At 70.2% G+C, this 21,049-nt stretch carries 19 protein-coding genes; 10 read left to right on the top strand and 9 right to left on the bottom strand.

Translation table 11 applies throughout. The features are described from left to right. Positions 1-105: 105 nt before the first annotated feature. Positions 106-1,062 carry an ABC transporter ATP-binding protein gene (locus tag OH735_RS34245; protein ID WP_406385526.1) on the top strand — a complete coding sequence of 319 codons (957 nt, stop codon included), beginning with the start codon at positions 106-108 and terminating at the stop codon, positions 1,060-1,062. A 71-nt stretch (positions 1,063-1,133) separates the two neighbouring features. On the opposite strand, the gene OH735_RS34240 is transcribed toward OH735_RS34245, so the two are convergent. The 6 genes from OH735_RS34240 to OH735_RS34215 all read right to left on the bottom strand — a co-directional run bounded on the left by OH735_RS34240 (position 1,134) and on the right by OH735_RS34215 (position 6,198). Next, on the bottom strand, positions 1,134-1,835 hold the full coding sequence (locus OH735_RS34240) for an ABC transporter ATP-binding protein (protein WP_406385525.1): 702 nt from the start codon (positions 1,833-1,835) through the stop codon (positions 1,134-1,136). Positions 1,836-2,150: 315 nt separating this feature from the next. After that, on the bottom strand, positions 2,151-2,918 hold the full coding sequence (locus OH735_RS34235; RefSeq protein WP_406385524.1) for an SDR family NAD(P)-dependent oxidoreductase: 768 nt from the start codon (positions 2,916-2,918) through the stop codon (positions 2,151-2,153). A 461-nt stretch (positions 2,919-3,379) separates the two neighbouring features. After that, a complete protein-coding gene (locus tag OH735_RS34230; protein WP_406385523.1) occupies positions 3,380-4,009 on the bottom strand; it encodes an alpha-ketoglutarate-dependent dioxygenase AlkB in 630 nt (209 codons plus the stop codon). Positions 4,010-4,071: 62 nt separating this feature from the next. Then, positions 4,072-4,422 carry a multicopper oxidase domain-containing protein gene (locus OH735_RS34225; RefSeq protein WP_406385522.1) on the bottom strand — a complete coding sequence of 117 codons (351 nt, stop codon included), beginning with the start codon at positions 4,420-4,422 and terminating at the stop codon, positions 4,072-4,074. Between the two features lie 643 nt (positions 4,423-5,065). Continuing rightward, positions 5,066-5,839, bottom strand: a complete 774-nt coding sequence (locus tag OH735_RS34220; protein WP_406385521.1) for a VOC family protein — start codon at positions 5,837-5,839, stop codon at positions 5,066-5,068. Positions 5,840-5,931: 92 nt separating this feature from the next. Then, on the bottom strand, positions 5,932-6,198 hold the full coding sequence (locus OH735_RS34215) for a hemerythrin domain-containing protein (RefSeq protein WP_406385520.1): 267 nt from the start codon (positions 6,196-6,198) through the stop codon (positions 5,932-5,934). Positions 6,199-6,626: 428 nt separating this feature from the next. Between OH735_RS34215 and dnaK the strand changes: the two genes are divergently transcribed. From dnaK to OH735_RS34200, 3 genes are read left to right on the top strand one after another with little or no spacing between them, the layout of a single operon-like run. Beyond that, positions 6,627-8,498 carry a molecular chaperone DnaK gene (gene dnaK, locus OH735_RS34210; RefSeq protein ID WP_406385519.1) on the top strand — a complete coding sequence of 624 codons (1,872 nt, stop codon included), beginning with the start codon at positions 6,627-6,629 and terminating at the stop codon, positions 8,496-8,498. Then, a complete protein-coding gene (gene grpE, locus OH735_RS34205; protein ID WP_406385518.1) occupies positions 8,495-9,115 on the top strand; it encodes a nucleotide exchange factor GrpE in 621 nt (206 codons plus the stop codon). Before dnaK ends, grpE begins: the two co-directional genes overlap by 4 nt. 34 nt (positions 9,116-9,149) lie before the next feature. After that, the gene (locus tag OH735_RS34200; RefSeq protein WP_406385517.1) at positions 9,150-11,243 is read left to right on the top strand and encodes a SpoIIE family protein phosphatase; all 2,094 of its coding nucleotides are present in this window, start codon (positions 9,150-9,152) and stop codon (positions 11,241-11,243) included. A gap of 152 nt (positions 11,244-11,395) precedes the next feature. Here OH735_RS34200 and OH735_RS34195 read toward each other — a convergent pair whose 3' ends face one another. Continuing rightward, positions 11,396-11,923: a DoxX family protein gene (locus OH735_RS34195; protein WP_406385516.1), complete on the bottom strand. Its 528-nt coding sequence runs from the start codon at positions 11,921-11,923 to the stop codon at positions 11,396-11,398. Positions 11,924-12,186: 263 nt separating this feature from the next. On the opposite strand from OH735_RS34195, the gene OH735_RS34190 reads away from it, so the two are divergent. The 5 genes from OH735_RS34190 to OH735_RS34170 all read left to right on the top strand — a co-directional run bounded on the left by OH735_RS34190 (position 12,187) and on the right by OH735_RS34170 (position 18,184). Then, complete coding sequence (locus OH735_RS34190) at positions 12,187-14,202, top strand: FAD-dependent oxidoreductase (protein ID WP_406385515.1); 2,016 nt, start codon at positions 12,187-12,189, stop codon at positions 14,200-14,202. Between the two features lie 92 nt (positions 14,203-14,294). Beyond that, complete coding sequence (locus OH735_RS34185; protein WP_406385514.1) at positions 14,295-14,843, top strand: PadR family transcriptional regulator; 549 nt, start codon at positions 14,295-14,297, stop codon at positions 14,841-14,843. 496 nt (positions 14,844-15,339) lie between these two features. Beyond that, positions 15,340-15,963: a TetR/AcrR family transcriptional regulator gene (locus OH735_RS34180; protein ID WP_406385513.1), complete on the top strand. Its 624-nt coding sequence runs from the start codon at positions 15,340-15,342 to the stop codon at positions 15,961-15,963. A 308-nt stretch (positions 15,964-16,271) separates the two neighbouring features. After that, positions 16,272-17,285 (top strand): SPFH domain-containing protein, encoded by a 1,014-nt coding sequence (locus tag OH735_RS34175; protein WP_406385512.1) that lies wholly within the window; start codon positions 16,272-16,274, stop codon positions 17,283-17,285. After that, positions 17,282-18,184 carry a hypothetical protein gene (locus OH735_RS34170; RefSeq protein WP_406385511.1) on the top strand — a complete coding sequence of 301 codons (903 nt, stop codon included), beginning with the start codon at positions 17,282-17,284 and terminating at the stop codon, positions 18,182-18,184. Before OH735_RS34175 ends, OH735_RS34170 begins: the two co-directional genes overlap by 4 nt. 199 nt (positions 18,185-18,383) lie before the next feature. On the opposite strand, the gene OH735_RS34165 is transcribed toward OH735_RS34170, so the two are convergent. Beyond that, the gene (locus tag OH735_RS34165) at positions 18,384-18,698 is read right to left on the bottom strand and encodes a hypothetical protein (protein WP_406385510.1); all 315 of its coding nucleotides are present in this window, start codon (positions 18,696-18,698) and stop codon (positions 18,384-18,386) included. A 345-nt stretch (positions 18,699-19,043) separates the two neighbouring features. Between OH735_RS34165 and OH735_RS34160 the strand changes: the two genes are divergently transcribed. Beyond that, the gene (locus tag OH735_RS34160) at positions 19,044-19,694 is read left to right on the top strand and encodes a formylglycine-generating enzyme family protein (RefSeq protein WP_406385509.1); all 651 of its coding nucleotides are present in this window, start codon (positions 19,044-19,046) and stop codon (positions 19,692-19,694) included. 24 nt (positions 19,695-19,718) lie between these two features. On the opposite strand, the gene OH735_RS34155 is transcribed toward OH735_RS34160, so the two are convergent. Beyond that, a complete protein-coding gene (locus OH735_RS34155) occupies positions 19,719-20,948 on the bottom strand; it encodes a cytochrome P450 (RefSeq protein ID WP_406385508.1) in 1,230 nt (409 codons plus the stop codon). Between the last annotated feature and the right edge of the window lie 101 nt (positions 20,949-21,049).

The raw sequence follows: 21,049 nt of genomic DNA, 5'->3' as shown, positions 1-21,049 counted from the left end.
TTGGCGGTTTCGGTGGCCCTGGCCCCACCCTGGCGGCCCTCGGCCGCACGCGGCAGCCCCGGCGCGCACCCGGCCGGCCGCGCCCCCCATTGACCAAGGAGCCCGATGACGACGAATCCCACCCTCGCCGAACTGGCCGACAAGGCGACCGCCACCCGCGCTCGGCCCGCCTACGGCCACGACGCCCTCATCACCTGCGACCGTCTGGTCCGTATCTTCTCGGCGGACGGCGTGGAGGTGCAGGCCCTCCAGGGCCTCGACCTGCTCGTCCGCGAAGGCGAACTCATGGCCCTGGTGGGCGCCTCGGGCAGCGGCAAGTCCACCCTGATGAACATCCTGGCCGGCCTGGACACCCCCACCGCCGGGGCGGCCCAGGTGGCCGGCCACAACCTGCTGGCCATGACCGCGAAGGACCGTCTGCACTACCGGCGAAAGGTGGTCGGCTTTATCTGGCAGCAGACCTCCCGCAACCTGCTGCCGTATCTCACCGCGGCCCAGAACGTCGCCCTGCCCCTCCAGCTGGCGGGCGGGCGACGCCGCTCCCGGGCCCGCGCCGAACGTGCCCTGGAACTGATGGAGTTGCTCCAGGTCGCCGACTGCCGGGATCGCCGCCCGCATGAGATGTCCGGCGGTCAGCAGCAGCGGGTCGCGATCGCCGTCGCCCTCGCCTGCGACCCGGCGGTGCTGCTCGCCGACGAACCCACCGGCGAGCTCGACTCCCACACCGCCCAGCAGATCTTCGCCGCCTTCCGCACGGCGAACGAGGAGCTGGGCACCACAATCGTCATCGTCACCCATGACCGCGCCGTGGCCACCGAGGTTCGCCGCACGGTCGCCATCCGCGACGGCCGCACCTCCACGGAGGTCCTGCGCCGCAGCGAGGTCGACGAGACCACCGGCCACGAGACGCTGGTGGCCCGCGAGTACGCGATGCTCGACCGGGCCGGCCGCCTCCAGCTGCCCTCCGAGTACACGAGGGCGCTGGGCATGCGCGACCGGGTGGCGCTGGATCTGGAGGAGGACCACATCACCGTATGGCCGGACGACAGCGGGCACAGCTGATCGCCGGCCGTGACCGAACAGCAGGTGCGCCGGCCGCTCGCCACATCAACGCGCCTTGGCGACGGCTCGGCCTACTCCCCCGTCCCGTCCCATATCTCCCCATCGCGCAGTTCCAGCACCCGGTCGGCCAGGTCGAGCAGCGTCGCGTCATGCGTGGCCACCAGGGCGGTGACCTGTTCGCTGCGCACGACCGCCCGTAGCAGTTCCATCACGGCATGGCCGGTCTCCGCGTCCAGCTGGCCGGTGGGCTCGTCGGCGATCAGCAACGAGGGGTTGTTGGCCAGGGCGCGGGCGATGGCGACCCGCTGCTGTTGGCCGCCGGAGAGCTCGCCGGGCCGCTGGGCCGCGTGGTCGGCGAGGCCCACCAGGGACAGCAGCAGCTCGACTCGCTCCTCGCGCTCCCGTACGTCGGCCCGGCGCATGCGCATCGGCACGCCCACGTTCTCCGCGGCCGTCAGGATCGGGATGAGGCCGAAGGACTGGAAGACGAAGCCGATCCGGTCCCGGCGCAGCGCCAGCAGGCCGTCCTCGCCGAGCTCCGACAGATCCAGGCCCTCCACGGTGACCCGGCCCCGGTCCAGCGCATCGAGCCCTCCGACGATGTTCAGCAGGGTGGTCTTCCCGGAGCCCGAGCGCCCCTTGAGCGCAACGAGCTGACCGCGGGGGATGTCGAAGGAGACGCCGCGCAGGGCATGGACGGCGGCGGCTCCCTGACCGTACGACTTGTGGACGTTCTCGACGCGCACCATGGTCCCTGTGACGACCTGGCTCATGTGTCCTCCCTTGATTCCCCGTGGGCCGGGCGTCAGTATCGCGGCCTTCCGCCCGGCCCTCAATGCTTCTACGGCCCTTCACCCAACGCGGGAACCGATCTCTGATGGGAGATGCATCGGCCGATGCCACGGAGTTCCGCCGGTGCCCCATGTCCTCCGAAGGCCCCGAAAGGGGTGTCGCCCGCCGACTCCAGCGCTCAGCGCCCCGTTCATGTGCGGGTGACGGCTGTGGTGGTACGAAAAGGCCCCGCAAGACGCTGTGATGCCACCCCCGACCACCTGTTACTCCATGGCGCGACCCTGCCCTCCCGGGGGTCAGAACCAGCCACCGTCGACCTGGATGGTACGGCCGGTGACGAACGAGGCATCGTCCGATACCAGGAACGAGACCACCGCGGCGATTTCGGAGGGCTGGGCCATCCGCCCGAGCGAACTGGCGGTGCGAATGAGGTCGTGGAAATCAGTGTCGACGTCGGGATGGACGTAGTGGGAAGCCGCGTGAGCGGACATGTCGGTGACGGTTCCCCCGGGCGCGATGGCATTGATGGTGATGCCGCGCCGGCCGAGTTCGGGGCTGAGGTTGAGCGCGATGCATTCGACGGCGGCCTTACTCGACGCGTAAAGGGCGTGGTAGAAAACCGCCTTGTGGGCACTCTGCGATGACGTCAGTACGATCCTCCCTCCCTCGCCCATATGCCGTACCGCGTTCTGTACGGCGAAGAACTGGGCTCGTGTGTTGGTGGCGAAGACACGGTCGAAGTCGGCGGGGGTGACGTCGTCCAGCTTGCCGAAGTACTCAATTCCTGCGTTGCTGACGAGAATGTCCAGTCCACCAAGAGCCTCGGCGGCCTGATCGGCCAGCCGCCGGATCTCGTCCGGATCGCTGACGTCCGCCTTGATCGCGACCACGCGGCGGCCGTCGGCGGTGATCTCGGCGGTGAGTGCTTCGGCCGCGTCGCCGCTGCTCCGGTAGTTGATCGCCACGTCGGCTCCGTCAGCGGCGAGCCTGCGGGCCACAGCCGCGCCGATCCCTCGTGCGCCGCCGGTGACCAGGGCCTTCCTGCCTGTCAGCTTTCCGCTCATCGGTCCTTTCTCCTCCACGGGAATCCGGCGGTCATGCCGCATGCGGGTAACACGGTTCCAGAACTCACGGCAGCAGATGACTTTCCTCGCCCCAGTGGGCACGTCCTGGTTCCCCGCTGGGCCGTCTCCACCAGAATCGCCCCGGCCTGTGCGCCGACGCCACTCGGAGCGAAGTCCGGCCCCGAGGGGCACACCTGCCACGCCGGCACCGGTTCACCCCCCTCAGGCCAGGGCAACCCGTCCGCATTCGACGCGCGAGTACACCGCGCCGACAGAAACGTTCAGCCCCGCCGACCGGAGCGCCGGGTGACCCGCCCCGTCAAGCTCGATCTGCTACCTGTGCGGAAGGGCCGTGGGGTTGCTGAGGTGCGTTCACCGATTCCTTGTCCGGGTTTCGCCGACTGTGTCCAAAAGCGATGGAGCGTCCATCGTGCGCGTGCGTTCCCCTGCGTAGCGAGGGATCACTGCACCCCGTGCGGCCGGAACTGGATACTGATTCGCCCTCCCGCGACCCTCGCGGTCTTGGGGATGGCGTGCTCCCAGTTCCGCTGGCAGGATCCGCCCATCACGATCAGGTCGCCGTGTCCGAGTGGCCGCCGGACGACATCGCCGCCACGGCACGGGCGCAGCAGCAGGTCCCTGGGCGCCCCTACGGAGAGGATGGCGACCATCGTGTCCTCGCGGGCCCCCCGGCCGATGCGGTCGCCGTGCCAGGCCACGCTGTCGCGCCCGTCGCGGTAGTGGCACAGGCCTGCCGTCGTGAAGGGTTCGCCGAGTTCGGCGGCGTAGTGTGCGGAGAGCGCCTGCCGCGCCTCGTCGAGGACGGGGTGCGGCAGCGGTTCACCGGCGCGGTAGAAGGCGAGCAGGCGCGGCACGTCCACGACCCGCTCGTACATCTGTCGTCGTTCGGCCTTCCAGGGAACGTCCGTGGCCAGCTGTTCGAACAGGGCGTCGGCGCCACTCACCCAGCCCGGCAGGAGGTCGACCCAGGCGCCGTCGCCGAGCTCTGTTCTGCGGAGCCCATGCAGTGGGCGTAGACGCACGTCGTCGCTCTGATCGAACAGGGACCCCTGGAGCTGGTGCGATGCCATGTATGCAGCGTACCTCGCATTCGAACATCTGCACTATTAGGATGGTGCTGCGGGCGCCGGTGTTACTTGACGATCTCCAGCACTGCCATCATGCCCGCGTCCTCGTGGTTGAGGATGTGGCAGTGATAGACGGTCTTGCCGGTGTAGTTCCTGAAGCGGATCCGGACGACGAGCTGCCCCTTGGCGGGCACGCTCGCCGTGTCCTGCAGGCCGTGGCCGTGGTGCGGTCGGCCGTTGATGCTCATCAACTGGAATTTGTTGACGTGCACGTGGAACGAGTGTTCTTCGTTGCTGTTGTTGCGCACGGTCCACTCCTCGACCGTGTTCAGCTTGGACCGGATGTCCACACGGTTCGGGTCGAACTGTTTGCCGTTGATGTAGTCCTTGCTGCCGTCCTTGTTCTCGGAGAACACGACGGTGCGCCGGGCGGCTCAGGTCCACGACCGGCGCGAAGGCCGAGGGCAGGGCCACCGGTTGCGCGGAAGGTCCTTCGGACACCAAGGTCGCCAGGGTCGCCTGCGGGAACTTGTTACCGGCCCGCCCGGTGTTGTACGGGAGCGTCTGCAGCTGGGTACGGCCGGCCGGACCGCCTTGCACGAGCACGTCGAAGCGGGCGCCCGCCGCGAGGAGGAGCGAGTCGGCCGTCCGTACCGTTGCGTCGCCGGACTGACTGCTGACCGGCCGAGGTCGAAGCCCGGGTGTTGCCGGGCCGGCGCCTGGACGACAGCCTCGGCCGGACGGGCTCACTCGTCCGGGGTCGTCGGGCCTCTGATCGTGGTGGCCCAAGCGTGCCCTGCTCCTCTTGCCGTCGGTCATCCGCCGGCCATGGCCTCGCGGGCGGCCTGTCGCGTACTTCTGTCGTGATGGGGAACAACTCCTCTACGAGAGGTCGGCAGAACCTCGTGACCGCACGAGCCGACGCGCTCGGGCCATGTCCATCGCACGCCGAGTCCCACGGGCTCATGCGTACTGCCCGTGGTCGCGCCGGGGCACCGCGGGCAGTAACGTCAAACGGCCGCGTCCGAGGGCGGGACCAGGAGTCGGTGTCCCGCCCCGTCAGTCGTCGTACACGGTGAAGAAACCGCCGTCCGGGTCGCGGATGACGAAGGCGTCCTGCGCGGAACCGGCGAGTGAGGGAACCGGTGAGGATTCGCCCCCGGCGTCGATGGCGGCCGCGGCGGCTTTTTTGCTGTCCTGGACGTGGAAGTCGACCATCCACCGGGGCCTGATCTTCGGGTCCGGGGCCGTTTCGATGCCTCCGCCTCGCAGGGTGGCGACGGTGTGTCCCTCGAGCTGGACAAGGACGTGGTCCTGCGCGTAATCGACCGTGCAGCCGCCGGACGGTTGGGCCCAGTCGAAGACCTCGGCGTAGAAGATGGCGGCCTCGAACGCGTGGCGGGTCTGCAGGTCGAGCCGCGCGGGGGCGCTGCCCCGCCCCACCGACCAGGCCAGGGCCGGGCCGTCCCAGAAACCGAAGATGGCCCCGTCACGGTCGGCGGCGAGAGCGGCGCGCCCCGCGCCGAGCTTCAGCGGACCGATCGCAAGCGTGGCGCCGCGTTCCCGGACCCGGTCGGCCGTCTCGTCGGCGTCGCGGACGGCGAAGTACGGGGTCCAGACGGCGGGAGGGCCGCCGGGTGAACAGGCTCCGATTCCGGCGACGGGTTCGCCGTGCGCCATGGCGACGGAGAAGTTGCGCCCGAGGGTACTGGCACCGAATTCCCAGTCCATGACCTCGGTGTAGAAGGACTGCGCCGCATGCAGATCGCGTGCCATCAGGTTCACCCAGCAGGGCGCCCCGGCGACCGGCGTGATCCGTTCGAGGGCCGGCATTCGATGCTCCTTCCGGTGAACCAGTCGTCCAGGTGATGGGTGGCGAGGCGGCGCCGGGTCTTCAGGCTCAGGTGGTGTGGCCGCTCAGCAGGTCACGGACGCGGCATCTGCTCGACCCGGGCGTGTTCGGCGAGTTCCTCGGCCGTCGGCCCTTCGCCGTCGCGGACATCTTTGCGAACCGTCGGATACAGGTGCATCTCCTCGGCCACCGAGTGCCGCACCAGCTCCGCCGTCAGCCGGTTCGCCGGCACACGCCGCTGCGGGTGATCGACCGGCTGCACCTCGATCCGGGCGAAGAACTCCTCCACCTCACGACGATCGGCCGCGAGCTCAGAAATCACGTTGCCGCCGTGAACCATTACGGTCCCTTTCTCGGGTCAGGTTCATCGCCCCTCGGCGCGGGGTGCGGGTACTTCGGCCCTTTCCCGTGTCCCGTGACCGACCGTGCGTCTTCGCCACGCGGCCGACCAGGGGCCGTGGAGGACGATCGGCAGGTCGGTCCTATGACCTCACCGTGTACCCGGCGGAACATCACCGCACTCCGGAGCCGCTGTGTCCACGCCCGATCCCGCATCGCCCGCCCGCACGCCGGAGCCACCGGCTCGACCCCTGTCGACATCCTGTCGACGTCACCGAGTGCCGGGAACCGCCCGCCGTCTCGCCCGCACCGAGAACATCGTCACCGCCTCGATCTGCCCATGCGCTTCAGCTCCATCCGGTTGTAAAATGTCGTCCAAAGGATGACAAATGCGATGTCATGCGGATGATGACGCGCAAAGGAGGAGCGATGGCGCGGGCAGTGGGCATTGACCTGGGAACGACGAACTCCGTGGTGTCCGCGCTCGAAGCCGGCGAGCCGACGGTCATCTCGAACACCGAGGGCGCGCGGACCACTCCGTCGGTGGTCGCGTTCGCGAAGAACGGCGAGGTGCTGGTCGGCGAGGTCGCGAAGCGGCAGGCGGTGACGAACGTCGAGCGCACGGCGCGGTCGGTCAAGCGGCACATGGGGGATCCGCATTGGCGTTTCCCCGAGTCCGGCGACATCGACGGCAAGCGGTACACCGCGCAGGAAATCTCCGCCCGGGTGCTGCAGAAGCTGAAGCGGGATGCCGAGGCCCATCTCGGGGAGGACGTCACCGACGCGGTGATCACCGTCCCGGCGTACTTCAACGACGCTCAGCGCACCGCGACCAAGGAGGCCGGACAGATCGCGGGCCTGAAAGTGTTGCGGATCATCAACGAACCGACGTCCGCCGCGCTGGCCTACGGCCTGGACAAGGAGAACGACCAGACGATCCTCGTGTTCGACCTCGGTGGCGGCACGTTCGACGTATCGCTGCTGGAGATCGGCGAGGGCCTGGTGGAGGTGAAGGCGACCAACGGTGACACCCACCTCGGTGGTGACGACTGGGACCAGCAGGTCGTCGACCATCTGGTGAAGCAGTTCAAGAACGGCTACGGCGTCGACCTGTCCAAGGACAAGATGGCGCTCCAGCGTCTGCGCGAGGCTGCGGAGAAGGCGAAGGTCGAGCTGTCGTCGGCGACCGAGACGTCGATCAACCTGCCCTACATTTCGGCGTCGGCCGAGGGCCCGCTGCATCTGGACGAGAAGCTGACGCGTGCACAGTTCGAGCAGCTCACGGCGCCTCTGCTGGAGCGCTGCAAGGGTCCGTTCCACAACGCGGTCAAGGATGCCGGGATCAAGGTGTCGGACATCGACCATGTGATTCTGGTGGGCGGTTCGACGCGGATGCCCGCGGTGACCGAGCTGGTGAGGGAGCTGACCGGCAAGGACCCGCACAAGGGTGTGAACCCGGACGAGGTCGTCGCGATCGGTGCCTCGCTCCAGGCCGGTGTCCTCAAGGGCGAGGTCAAGGACGTCCTGCTGCTCGACGTCACCCCGCTGTCCCTCGGTATCGAGACCAAGGGCGGCATCATGACGAAGCTCATCGAGCGCAACACCACGATCCCGACCAAGCGTTCCGAGATCTTCACGACGGCCGAGGACAATCAGCCGTCCGTCCAGATCCAGGTCTACCAGGGCGAGCGTGAGATCGCGGCGTACAACAAGAAGCTCGGCATGTTCGAGCTGACCGGCCTGCCGCCGGCCCCGCGCGGCGTCCCGCAGATCGAGGTCGCGTTCGACATCGACGCGAACGGCATCATGCACGTCACCGCCAAGGACCTCGGCACCGGCAAGGAACAGAAGATGACCGTCACCGGCGGCTCCTCGCTGCCCAGGGACGACATCGACCGCATGGTGCGCGAGGCCGAGCAGTACGCGGAGGAGGACCACCGCCGCCGCGAGGCCGCCGAGACCCGCAACCAGGCGGAGGGTCTGGTCTACCAGACCGAGCAACTGCTGCGGGACAACGCGGACAAGATCCCGGCGGATGTGCGTTCCGAGACCGAGGCCGCCCTGGCCGAGGTCAAGGAGAAGCTCAAGGGCGACGACACCGCCGAGATCCGTACCGCCACCGAGAAGGCGGCGGCGGCCGCTCAGCGGATCGGTACCGCCCTGTACGCGCAGGCGCAGGGCGGCCAGTCCACTGGAGGCGGTACGGCCGGCGGTGGCACGCCCGGAGGCACGGACACCGGTGAGGAGGAGGTCGTCGACGCGGAGATCGTCGACGACGAGCAGAAGGGAGACACCGGATGAACAAGAACCCGCACCTTCGGCATCAGGGCGAGCGGCCACTTGTGCTGGTGCGTGACTGGCGCGGGCCCGCCCCGGTCACCCTCCCGCCCCGGCACCGCCCGGACGCGGGGCCCGATCGGGCGGAAGCGGAAGCCGAAGGTGCACGGCTGGACGAGGCACGACCGCATGATGCACGACTGCACGAAGCACGACTGCGTGAACAGATCGCGGAGTTGACCGCGGACCTGCAGCGACTGAAAGCCGAATACGACAACTACCGCAAACGGGTGCGCCGCGACCGCCTGGCGATACGGGAGATCGCCGTGGTCAATGTCCTCACCGGTCTGCTTCCGGTCCTGGATGTCGTGGAGGAGGTCCACCGGCAGGGCGACGACCACGGCGCAGCGGCGGTTCTCTCCGGCACGCTCCAGGACGGGCTCGCGGCGCTGGGCCTGCGGACCGTCGGTGCGGCGGGTGAACCCTTCGACCCCCACACCCATGAGGCGATCACGTACTGCGCCTGCGGCGTGGCCCATGAGGCCGTCTGCACCGAGGTGCTGCGGCACGGCTACCGGGTCGGCGACCACCTCCTGAGACCGGCCCAGGTGGCGGTGACGGGGCCCGACTCCGCCGCGTAGCACCGCGCGTCGGCAAATGAAAGGAGCGCTCGGTATGACCCAAGCGGAATCCTTCGACGCCGACAACGACGCACCCGACGCACCCGACGCACCCGACGCACAATTGGAGCAGCCGACCGGCGTACTGGACGCGGTCCGTGTGGCGGTGGTGGCACTGGACGCCGCCGGACGGATCGTGTTGTGGGGCCCGCGGGCCGAGGAACTGTTCGGCTACTCCGCGCCGGAGGTACGGGGCCGGAACGCGGCACAACTGCTGGTCCATGAGCCGTACATGGACCTGGTGACCGGCAAGTGCCGGCAGATGGTGGAGACCGGCGAGGACTGGGCCGGTGTCTTTCCCGTCCGGCACAAGGACGGCGGTACGCGGCCGGTCGAATTTCGCTGCGCACGACTACCGGTGGGACAGGGGGAGTTCTACACGCTGGGCATCGTCACGGACGCGTCGAAGCTGCGTGAGGTGAAACGGGACGTGGCGTTGTCCACGCAGCTGATCGACCAGTCGCCGAGCGGGTTGGAGGTGCTGGACACCGATCTACGGTACGTAGCCGTCAATCCGGCGATGGAACGGATGCACGGCCTGTCCGCGAAGGAGCACCTCGGCCGGGGTTTCCGCGAGGTCCTGCCCTCCGTCAGTGTCGACGCGTCCGAGGCGGCGGTCAGGGAGGTGCTCAGGACCGGAATCCCGCAAGTCGACAAGTACACCATTGGCCGCACCCCGGCCGACCCCGACACCGACCGTGCCTGGTCCGTCTCCGTCTACCGACTGGAGGATCCCCATGGTGAGGTGCTGGGTGTCGCCACGTCGGTGGTGGAGGTCACCGATCGGTACGGCGCGATCACAGCGGCGGCCCAGGCCCGGCAGCGCCTGGCCCTGATCGCCGAGGGCTCCGCCCGTATCGGCACCAGCCTGGAGATGGAACAGACGGCCCGTGAGCTGGCCGAGGTCGCGGTGCCCGAACTCGCCGACATCGCGGTCGTGGACGTACTCGACTCCGCCTTGGACGACCGCCGCCCAGCGACGCCTGCCCACGGCCCGGTGGTCTTCCGCACCCTCGCCGTGGAGGCCGGCTGCCTCACCGAGGCGGACCGCGCCGTGGGGAGGGCCGACGACCTGGTCAGCTACGACGCCGACCGGCTGCCCACCCGGTGCGTACGGACCGGCAGCCCCGTCATCGTGAAACACGTCGAAGAGTGGGATCTGGCGCGCATCGCCCGCGACGCCGGATCCGCCGCCGTCCTGGCCAGCGCCGGTATCCATTCGTATCTGGCGATACCGCTGGCCACCCGGGGCGGGGCGTTCGGCGTCCTGGGCCTGATGCGCGGCCGCAATCCCGCTCCCTTCACCGAGGACGACGTCACTCTGGCGGGCGAGTTGGCCGGCCGGACCGCGGTGTCCCTCGACAACGCACGCCTCTACCAGAGCGTCCGCAACACCGCGGTGACGCTCCAGCGCAGCCTGCTGCCGCAGCCGGCGCCGCCCGAACTGCTGGAGGTCGCCACCCGTTACGAGCCGGCCGGAACCTCCACGGAGGTCGGCGGCGACTGGTTCGACGTCATTCCCCTCGCGGGGGACAGGACCGCGCTCGTGGTGGGCGACGTGATGGGCAGCGGCATCGACGCGGCCGCCGCGATGGGCCGTCTGCGCACCGCCACCGCCACTCTGGCAGGCCTGGACCTGCCGCCCGCCGAGGTGTTGCGCCACCTCGACAGGATCACCGCGGGTCTGGATCCGTACATCGCCACCTGCATCTACGCCGAGTACGACCCGCACCACGACCGGTGCCGCATCGCCGCGGCCGGACACCTGCCCCCCGCCCTGAGACGCACCGGTCAGCGCCCCGAGCTGCTCGATCTGCCCACGGGTACGCCTCTCGGGGTCGGTGGCGTCCCCTTCGAGGCGGTTACCGTCCCTCTGTACCCCGGCGATCAACTGGTCCTCTACACCGATGGGTTGGTCGAAACACGCCGCGTGGCCATCGACGAGCGTCTGAACGTCCTCCTCGACGTGCTAGACGGCCCCGACCGCCCGTTGGACGAAACCTGCGACCGGCTCCTGGACACGCTGCGCGATCCGGACGATCACGACGACGTGGCCATACTCATCGCCCGGCCCCGACCGCGCCCCTGACGAAACGGCCGGAGGGACCGAGCCGACCGCCACGCGCACAAGGTCGCCCGAGCGACACCGACCAGACATTCATGATCGCTTCACCGGTAAGTCGGTCGGGACCGGGCGGCTCCCTCCCTGGGGTGCCGTCCGGTCCCTGTCCTGTCGGGTGGTCAGGTCGTGTCGGGGTCGATCACGGCCCGGCCCTTGGCGCGCCTGCCGACGACGGCCGCAGCCGAGACCGCGCTGCCCGCGAAGGCGAGGGCGACCATCCATGGTTTGTTGAAGACGTGCCGGGTGGCGTGGTCGACGGAGTACCGGCCGGGTCCGATCAGGCCGATCGCCGCGGCGGTGAAGCCGAGGAAGGCCGGGTACTCGTAGCCGCCCCCCTGGGCGAAGAATCCGGCGGGCGCGTGGACGGCCACGGCACCCGCCATGGCCCCGGCCGCGGCCGCACCGGCCGCCGGGGTGGCGAGGCCGAGTGCCAGCAGTGCGCCGCCGCCCGCCTCGCCGAGCCCGGCGGCGACCGCGCTGTGCTTCGGCGGGTGAAAGCCCATGGCCTCCATCGCTGCGGTGGTTCCTTCGACGCCTCCGCCGCCGAACCAGCCGGCCAGCTTCTGGGTACCGTGCGCGGCCAGTACCGCGCCGGTGCCGACGCGCAGGACGAGCAGACCGAGGTCACGCCGGTAGAGGCAGGCCATGGAGTCTCCGCGGGGGTTCGGGGCCGAGTGGGGCAGGGGCCCGGGGCCGCGCCTGGACCCGGGCACGCCACCCGATGCGCCGTGGCGGGCGGGTGCCGCGGTTCCACTCTCCGTGACGCGACCCGCCGACGTGTCCCGGTGTTACGCCGTCCGGGGGACGCCGCACGCGCGGCTCTGCGACGAACGCCATTGTGCAACTTGTTGCACAATGGCGTTCGACTCGTCTACAACTGGCGCAACGACACTGCGTGAGGAGCCGCCGCATGAGCCCGTACCCGAATCTGCTGAGCCCGCTCGACCTCGGGTTCACCACTCTCCCCAACCGGGTACTGATGGGTTCGATGCACATCGGTCTGGAGGAGGTCGAGCGCGGCTTCGAGCGGATGGCCGCCTTCTACGCGGAACGTGCGCGGGGCGGCGTCGGCCTGATGGTCACCGGCGGGATCGCCCCGAACGCCCAAGCCTGCTCCTTTCCCGGTGGCGCCAAGATGACCACCGAGGCGGAGGCCGAGCAGCATGCGCGGGTCACCGCCGCCGTGCATGAGGCGGGCGGCCGGATCGCCATGCAGATCCTGCATTTCGGCCGGTACGCGCACCATCCCGATCTGGTCGCGCCCAGCGCGATCCAGGCGCCGATCAGCGCCTTCACTCCGCACGCTCTTGACGACGACGAGGTCGAGGAGACCATCGAGGACTTCGTGAGGGCCGCCGAGCTGGCGCGGCGTGCCGGGTACGACGGTGTCGAGATCATGGGCTCCGAGGGCTATCTGATCAACGAGTTCATCGCCGCTGCCACCAATCGGCGCACCGACCGCTGGGGCGGCTCGTACGAGAACCGCATCCGGTTCCCCGTCGAGATCGTGCGCCGGGTCCGTGAGCGGGTCGGCAGCGATTTCATCCTGATCTACCGGCTCTCCATGCTGGATCTGGTGCCCGGGGGTTCTTCGCTGGAGGAGGTCGTGCGGCTCGCCCGCGAGATCGAATCCGCCGGCGCGACGATCATCAATACGGGGATCGGCTGGCACGAGGCCCGTATCCCCACCATCGCCACCTCCGTGCCGCGCGGCGCCTACACCTGGGTCACCGAGCGGGTGCGCGGTGCCGTCTGCGTACCGCTGGTGACGAGCAACCGCATCAACACACCCGAGGTCGCCGAGGAGATCCTCGCGTCGGGCCGGGCGGACATGGTGTCGATGGCCCGGCCGTTCCTCGCCGACCCGGACTTCGTCGTCAAGGCGGCCGAGGGCCGTGCCGACGCGATCAACACCTGCATCGGCTGCAACCAGGCCTGCCTGGACCACGTCTTCAGCGGCCGGGTCACCTCCTGTCTGGTCAATCCGCGCGCCTGCCACGAGACCGAGCTCTCCCTGTCACCGACCCGTACCGTCAAGCGGGTCGCGGTCGTGGGCGCCGGACCGGCCGGTCTCGCGTGCGCCGTTGCGGCGTCCGAGCGCGGGCACGAGGTGACCCTCTTCGACGCGGCCGAGGAGATCGGCGGCCAGCTGAACGTGGCGCGCCGGGTTCCCGGCAAGGAGGAGTTCAACGAGACGCTGCGCTACTTCCGTACCCGGCTGGCGGAGGAGAACGTCGAGCTGCGGCTCGGCACGCGGGCCACGGTGGATGTCCTCGCAGACTTCGACGAGGTCGTCCTCGCCACCGGTGTCACGCCCCGCTCCCCCGCGATACCGGGCCTGGACCACCCCAGCGTGATCAGCTACCTCGACGTCCTGCGCGACGGGGCGCAGGTCGGTGACCGGGTCGCGATCATCGGGGCGGGCGGGATCGGTTTCGACGTCGCCGAATTCCTGACCGACTCGGGTGATGCGGCGAGCCTCGACCCCGAGGTGTTCTTCCGGCAGTGGGGCGTCGACACCGGCTACCGCGACCGGGGTGGTCTTCGCGCCCCGGAGCGTCCGAAGACGCCGCGCACCGTCCACCTGATCCAGCGCAAGACCGGCAAGGTCGGTGCGGGGCTGGGGAAGACGACCGGCTGGATCCACCGCACGGAGCTGCGGCACCGCGGCGTGACGATGATCGCGGGCGCCGCCTACGACCGGATCGACGACGACGGACTGCACCTCACGGTCGACGGCGAACAGCATCTCCTGCCGGTCGACACGGTGGTGCTCTGCGCGGGCCAGGAACCGCGCCGCGAGCTCCACGAGGAGCTGCTCGCGGCGGGCCGTCCTGCCCATCTGATCGGCGGCGCCGATGTGGCCGCCGAACTGGATGCCAAGCGCGCGATCCGCCAGGGCACGGAGCTCGCGGCTTCGCTGTGACGGACCGGTGAACCCCGGCCCCGGGGGTTCACCGCCCCCGCCCGGCCCCTGCGACACGGGGCCACTGCCCGGCCGTCCCTAGGATGCACCCCATGTCACTGCCGCACGCGATCCTCACCGCCCTGCTGGAAAAGCCGTCGTCGGGGCTGGAGCTGACCCGCAGGTTCGACCGGTCGATCGGCTATTTCTGGTCCGCCACGCATCAGCAGATCTACCGCGAGCTGGGGAAGCTGGAGCAGGCCGGGCAGATCCGGGTACTGCCCTCGAAGCAGCCCGCCCGTGGGCAGAAGAAGGAGTACGAGGTACTGCCCGCGGGCCGGGAGGCGCTGTCCGCATGGGTGGCCCGCTCGGAGGACCCCAAGCAGATCCGGGATCCGCTGCTGCTGCGCATGCGAGCTGCAGCGGTCGTCGGCGCGCCCGGGCTGAACGCGGAGCTCCACCGGCATCTGGGGCTGCACCGTCGCCAGTTGGCGGAGTACCTGGAGATCGAGCAGCGGGACTTCCCTCCTGAGCGGAACTCCGAGGAGGACCGGCTGCGGCATCTGGTGCTGCGTGGCGGCATCGATCTGGAGAACTTCTGGATCGGCTGGCTGACGCGGGCACTGGCCGAGGCCGAAGAGCCGAGCCCGCCGGGCGGTTGAGGCCGGCACCGCCGGTCCGGCGGGTGAGCAGCGGGTGTTCGCACACCTCGGGTCAGCGGGGGGTTGTTTTTGTACGTGACACTTCGGCCATCGAACGTCACGTCTTCGCGCAACGCCTCAGTGCCAGGCGTCGCCTCCACGCCTCACGGCCCGCCCACCGGGGTCCGGACCGATTCCGGGTGCGGCGTCGGCTGGCCCAACGGCCGCCGGCTCCCGATCACGACCCGTGTCGGTGAACCGGTTTCCCGCTCGGGCTGAGTAGCTCGCGGACGAGGGGCGGTCGGGCAGAACTGTCCGGCTCCCGATCTGCGGGCTCGCTACCGGCGTACCTCATCCGGTGCCCCTTTGCTGACGAAGCGGTGTCGCGGCGGGCACGGTCCAGCCCATGCCATATCGATACGGAAGTGTACCGATACGCGAACGTATCGGTACATGTACGTTTCGGTACACTGGCGTATCGATGGACTCGTCGCAGAGTCGCTGAGAGGGAAAGCACATGTCGCCGCAGGAAGCCGCACAAGAACAGGTGCACTCGCCACGCCGCTCGAAGATCACGCCTGAGCGGACGCAGGAGCTCTACGCGGCCGTGCTCGACATCCTGAGAGAGTGCGGCTACGAGGCCCTCACCATGGAGGGCGTCGCCTCGCGGACGCGCTGCGGCAAGTCCACGCTCTACCGGCAGTGGGGCTCGAAGCCCGAGCTGGTCGTGGCGGCGCTGCACGGCACGCGGCGGGTGCCGCTGCCGGAGATCGACACCGGCACACTGGCGGGGGATCTGCGTGAGGCAGCCCGGGCGATCGGTACGACCGCACTCCGCGACACCCCGCTGATGCACGCGCTCAGCCATGCCGCACTGCAGAGCCCCGAGCTGCTGTGCGCGCTGCGCGAGGCACTGATCGTGCCGGAGATGGCGGCGATCGAAGCGATGGTCCGGCGCGGCGCGGCGCGCGGCGAGATTCCGGCGGACACTCCGGCCACGGAGTTCGTCTCGGTGCAACTGCTGGGCGTGATGCGCGCCAGGCCGCTGCTGGAGGGGCAGTACGCGGACGAGGCATATCTCACTCGCTTCGTGGAGGGCGCCATCCTTCCCGCACTTGGACTGGACGCGCCCGCGTCGTAGTCCCGAGAAACGTGGGTCGCCGTCCGAGCGGATGACGACGGCCCGCTCGCGCCGCACCGTGGGGACGGGGGCGGCGCACCACCCGGGCGGCCGGTGACTCCTTCGGGAGCCGCCGGCCGTCCGGGTTTCGTCACCGCCTCGATCCCAAAGTGGACGGCGGCAGCCGCCTGCAGCCAGGGTCAGCGGTGACGGGTGATGCCGCGGTGGGGCGCCGAGGCCGCGCGACGCGCAAGCGATCATTCTCGTCCCCTTGACGATATTGACGGACTCCCCTTATCGTCCCCGTGACGAGAAGAGGGGGATCCGGCATGGCCGACATCACCAGGCGCTTCGGCTGGCGCCATCTGCGCTCCGCACCCACCGCCCACATCCGCCACCACAAGCGCGGCCGACTCGCCCACGACGGACCCGGACTGAGCTTCTGGTACCGGTCACTGACCGCCACGCTCTCCGAAGTTCCGGTCAGCGACCGCGAGTTGGCGATGGCCTTCCACGCCCGTACGTCCGACTTCCAGGACGTCACCGTGCAGGCCACCGTGACGTACCGGATCAGTGACCCGGCCGAGGCCGCCGCCCGCATCGACTTCTCCGTGGCCCCGGACACCGGGGTCTGGCGCGGCGCGCCGCTGGAGCAGATCGCCACGCTGCTCACCGAGACCGCCCAGCAGCACACGCTGGACGTGCTGGCCCGGACGACGCTGGCCGAGGCACTGGTCGACGGTGTCGCATCGGTACGTCACCGGGTCGCGACGGGGCTCGACGCCGAACCCCGGCTGCCCGCCACCGGCATCGACGTGGTCGCGGTGCGGGTCGTCGCCATCCGCCCCGAGGCCGAGGTGGAGCGGGCCCTGCGCACCCCCGCCCGTGAACAGATCCAGCAGGAGGCCGACCGGGCCACCTATGAGCGCCGCGCGGTGGCCGTGGAGCGGGAACGGGCCATCGCCGAGAACGAGTTGGCCAGCCAGATCGAACTGGCGCGCCGCGAGGAGCAGTTGGTCGAGCAGCGCGGCACCAACGCCCGTCGCGAGGCCGAGGAGAACGCGGCGGCCGACGGGGTGCGCGCCGAGGCCGAGGCGGCCCGCAATGTGCGGCTGGCCCGGGCCGAGGCCGAAGCGGCACGCCAGGTCGGCGCCGCACGCGCGGAGTCCCAGGCGGCCTGGCTGCGGGTGCACGGCGACGTGGACGCCGCGACCCTGCACGCCCTGGCAGCGACCAGCCTGGCCGAGAACCTGCCGCGCATCGACAGCCTCACCGTCTCCCCCGACGTCCTCACGGGCCTGCTCGGCAAACTCGGCCGGCCCGCCCCGGATCCCCGGGCATGAGCCTCGCCCCGCGCGCGGTCCTGGTCCACCGCACCACGGAGTACGAGGAGTTGCTGGCGCGGCACGGCACCCACGGCCAGGCCGCTTTCGTCCTCTCCAGCCGCGGCCGGTCCATCGACGAGGTGGCCAGGCGCCACCGGCACACCCGGCAGGCGCTCGCCGATATCGCGGCAGCCGTACCGCTCCAGTGGCGGCAGTCGCGGGTGGAGCGCGCCGATCTCGACCGTTTCCTGTTCGCGCCGGAGGATGTCGTGGTCGTCGTCGGACAGGACGGGCTGGTCGCCAACGCCGCCAAGTATCTGTCCGGCCAGCCCGTCGTCGGCATCGATACCGACCCCGGACGCAATCCGGGCGTACTCGTACGCCACCGCCCGTCCGACGCGGCCGCCCTGCTCCGGGCAGCCGCGTCCCCCGCCGGCGCGGCGGACGAACTCACCATGGTCGAGGCCGTCGCCGACGACACCCAGCGCCTCCTCGCCCTCAACGAGATCTATCTCGGCCCGCCCGGCCACCAGACCGCCCGCTACCGGCTCGGCCCCGACCGACCCGATGACGCCCCCGCCGAGCCGCAGGCCTCGTCCGGCGTCCTGGTCGGCACGGGCACCGGCGCCACGGGCTGGCTCCGCTCACTGTGGCAGGAACGCCACAGCACCCTGCGGCTCCCGGCCCCGACCGACCCGCGACTGCTCTGGTTCGTCCGCGAGGCCTGGCCGTCGCCCACGACCGGCACCTCGCTGGTAGCGGGCGAACTGGGGCACGGACAAGGGCTGAAGCTCGCCGTCGAGTCCGACCGGCTGGTGGCCTTCGGCGATGGAATGGAGGCGGACGCGCTGGAACTGACCTGGGGCCAGACCGTACGGCTCGGCATCTCGGCGACCTCGCTGCGGCTGGCCGTCTGACGGCCGAAGCGGAAGTTGAGGCAGCCGTGACGTCCGCCGTGGGAGGGCGCCATGACGACGGCCACCGCGGCAGCGGACCGGCCCTGTGGTGTCGAGCACCCTCCGACACGCGTGCTGTCCGTCTCGGCCACCGGAGACGAACCGGACGCAACCCGCAACCCGCGACCCGCGACCCGCGACCCGCCAACGGGACACCCCCTCAGGGCGTACCACTGCCCTGCCGGCTACCACCCGCGCGCCGGCTCACCATCATCATGATGAGGCCGGTCAGCAGAAGCACGCTGCCGGCCAGGGTCCCCCACTGGCGGATGTCAGGGTCGCTGAGCACCCAGAAGAAGACCTGTTGCCAGCACAGGGCGAAGGCACCCACCAACTGGCCCCAGCCGTAGAGGCGGGGGCGGTGGACCGGCCGCCGGTTCGTGGGGAGCACCCAGCCACGCGTAATCCCCGCCACGCCGGACGCGGCGATGAGCAACGCCAGCAGAACAACAGGTACGGCGACGTAGAGCTTCACGGTCCCTCCCTGCGCACCGGACCCTCACCGGACGCCCGCGTGATCATGACACCCACCGCGCTACGCGTCCACACTCTTCCCCGCGATCCTCATGACCGGCCGGACAGGTCCTGGTCGATCCGATGGCCGCCGCGCCGGGCGACGGCGAGAGCCGATTCCGGCGCTGGTGATCGCGGCACGGCGCTGGCCCCCTGCATAATCGTCCTTTGTCCGAAAGTCCGGCGGCAGGGACCGGCCGACCCCCAGGGCTACTGACGGGTCAGCGGCGTCGGCCTGATGCGCCGGAGCACACGTGGAGCTGCGATGAGCCTTGATTCCTTACCCCGAGACCCGAGTACCGAGGGCATGCGGGACATCCCCGCCGGGGAGATCGTCCTGCGGGACGAGGGCACGAGGACGAACTGGAAGGTCGAGGTCGGGGCCTTCCGGCTGGCGCCGTATCCCGTGACCCATGAGCTGTATCGCGCGGTACGGGGCGAGGCGCCCGTGGGCTCGGCGGGGGCGCGGACGCCGGTGACGGAGGTCTCCTGGAAGGACGCCGTTCAGTTCTGCAATCTGCTCTCGCGGGCGACGGGGCTCGCACCCTGCTACTCGGTCGGTGACGACGCCGACGGGCAGGACGTGGTCTGCGACTGGGCGGCCGACGGCTACCGCCTCCCGTCCGAGGCGGAGTGGGAGTACGCGTGCCGGGCCGGGACCTCCGGCGACCGCTACGGAGAGCTGGACGAGATCGCCTGGCACCGCGGGAACTCCGGCGGAGCGGTGCACGACGTCGCGACCAGGGCGCCGAACGCGTGGGGTCTCTACGACATGATCGGCAACGTGTGGGAGTGGTGCTGGGACGTCTACGATCCCGCGGTCTACGGCCCGTACCGCGTGTTCCGTGGTGGAGGCGGCTATGACCGCCCCCGCGGATGCCGGGCCTCCTGCCGCCGCAAGAGTCACCCGACCTTCCGCATCGACGACCTCGGATTCCGGCTCGCCCGGTCCCGGTGAGCGGGGCGGCGCCGACGGTGTGCGCTAGCGGCCCTGGGCACCTGCGGTGAAGGTGACCGGCAGGTGTTCGGGGCCGCGCAGCCCGCCCGGCCGCCACCGCAGTTCCTCGGGCGGCACGGCCAGGGTGAGGCGGGGCAGCCGGCGCAGGGCGGTGCCGATGGCGATCTGGCCCTCCAGCCGGGCCAGCGGCGCACCCAGGCAGTAGTGGATGCCGTGCCCGAAGGCGAGGTGGGCGTTGTCCTGCCGGGTGATGTCGAGGCGGTCGGGCTCGGGGAAGCGTTCCGGGTCGCGGTCGGCGATGGCCGAGGCCACCAGCACGGTCGCGCCGCGCGGGATGTCCACCCCGGCGATGGTGACGTCCTCGCGCGCGAACCGGGCGATGCCGGGGTTGACCGGTCCGTCGTAGCGCAGGAACTCCTCGATCGCGCCCGGCAGCAGCGCCGGATCGTCGCGCAGCATCCTCAGCTGGCCGGGGTGGACGAGCAGTGCGGCGATGCCGCTGCCGATCAGGTTGACCGTGGTGATGTATCCGGCGACGAGCAGCAGGAAGGCCATGGCGATCAGTTCGTTCTCGTCCAGCCGCTGCTCCTCGTCCCGGGCGACGATCAGCGCGCCGAGCAGGTCGTCACCGGGGTGGGCCCGCTTGGTCTCCAGGAGTCCGGTCAGGTAGGCGCGCATGTGTCGCCACGCTGCGTCCACCCGGTCGCGGTCCGGTGGTTCGGCCCCCTGGAGGATCATGTCGTCGGTCCACCGCTGAAAGTCGTGCCGGTCGGTCACGGGCACCCCGAGCAATTCGCTGATCACGGTGACCGGGAGCGGCAGCGCGAAGCTCTCGACGAGGTCGGCACGGCCGGCCGGCACGATCTCGTCGAGCAGTCGGTCGGCGATCTCCTGGACCCGGGGCCGCAACTCCGCCACGCGGTGCGCGGTGAACGCCTTGGAGACCAGGCGGCGCAGGCGGGTGTGGTCGGGCGGGTCGGTACGCAGCATGTTGCGCAGCACGGACTCCCGGTCGGCGGCGGGCAGCCGCTCGATGAGCCGGGGATCCGACGCATCGCGGACGTCGCTGCTCAGCTGCGGGTGGGACAGCGCCATGAGACCGTCTTCGTACCGCGTGACCACCCAGGCTTCCAGCCCTCCCGCGATGACGGCGCGCCGTACCGGGCCGCCCTCGCGCAGTTGCCGGTACAGCGGAAAGGGATCCGCCACGAAGGCCGGGTCCGCATAGGGCAGGAGGACCGGTTGCTGACTCATCATGCCTCCCATGGGGCATCGCACCTCTTCGTACGTGTTTGAGCTGTTAAAGGTGATACACCCCAGCGTAGGGGTGCGGGGGTGCCATCGGAGGGACGACG

Origin of the sequence: Streptomyces sp. NBC_01618, from assembly GCF_045209435.1 — a bacterium.
In the GTDB taxonomy this organism is placed as follows: domain Bacteria; phylum Actinomycetota; class Actinomycetes; order Streptomycetales; family Streptomycetaceae; genus Streptomyces.
Note: the sequence above shows the minus strand (reverse complement) of the source record. Positions and strands in the feature narration are given on the sequence as shown.

Coding starts and splice junctions, on each gene's coding strand:
- OH735_RS34170 (WP_406385511.1), top strand. CDS start 17,282: ATGAGCCTCGCCCCGCGCGCGGTCCTGGTCCACCGCACCACGGAGTAC.
- OH735_RS34200 (WP_406385517.1), top strand. CDS start 9,150: ATGACCCAAGCGGAATCCTTCGACGCCGACAACGACGCACCCGACGCA.
- OH735_RS34245 (WP_406385526.1), top strand. CDS start 106: ATGACGACGAATCCCACCCTCGCCGAACTGGCCGACAAGGCGACCGCC.
- dnaK (WP_406385519.1), top strand. CDS start 6,627: ATGGCGCGGGCAGTGGGCATTGACCTGGGAACGACGAACTCCGTGGTG.
- OH735_RS34220 (WP_406385521.1), bottom strand. CDS start 5,839: ATGCCGGCCCTCGAACGGATCACGCCGGTCGCCGGGGCGCCCTGCTGG.
- OH735_RS34185 (WP_406385514.1), top strand. CDS start 14,295: ATGTCACTGCCGCACGCGATCCTCACCGCCCTGCTGGAAAAGCCGTCG.
- OH735_RS34235 (WP_406385524.1), bottom strand. CDS start 2,918: ATGAGCGGAAAGCTGACAGGCAGGAAGGCCCTGGTCACCGGCGGCGCA.
- OH735_RS34155 (WP_406385508.1), bottom strand. CDS start 20,948: ATGAGTCAGCAACCGGTCCTCCTGCCCTATGCGGACCCGGCCTTCGTG.
- OH735_RS34160 (WP_406385509.1), top strand. CDS start 19,044: ATGCGGGACATCCCCGCCGGGGAGATCGTCCTGCGGGACGAGGGCACG.
- OH735_RS34230 (WP_406385523.1), bottom strand. CDS start 4,009: ATGGCATCGCACCAGCTCCAGGGGTCCCTGTTCGATCAGAGCGACGAC.
- OH735_RS34175 (WP_406385512.1), top strand. CDS start 16,272: ATGGCCGACATCACCAGGCGCTTCGGCTGGCGCCATCTGCGCTCCGCA.
- OH735_RS34190 (WP_406385515.1), top strand. CDS start 12,187: ATGAGCCCGTACCCGAATCTGCTGAGCCCGCTCGACCTCGGGTTCACC.
- grpE (WP_406385518.1), top strand. CDS start 8,495: ATGAACAAGAACCCGCACCTTCGGCATCAGGGCGAGCGGCCACTTGTG.
- OH735_RS34215 (WP_406385520.1), bottom strand. CDS start 6,198: ATGGTTCACGGCGGCAACGTGATTTCTGAGCTCGCGGCCGATCGTCGT.
- OH735_RS34195 (WP_406385516.1), bottom strand. CDS start 11,923: ATGGCCTGCCTCTACCGGCGTGACCTCGGTCTGCTCGTCCTGCGCGTC.
- OH735_RS34180 (WP_406385513.1), top strand. CDS start 15,340: ATGTCGCCGCAGGAAGCCGCACAAGAACAGGTGCACTCGCCACGCCGC.
- OH735_RS34240 (WP_406385525.1), bottom strand. CDS start 1,835: ATGAGCCAGGTCGTCACAGGGACCATGGTGCGCGTCGAGAACGTCCAC.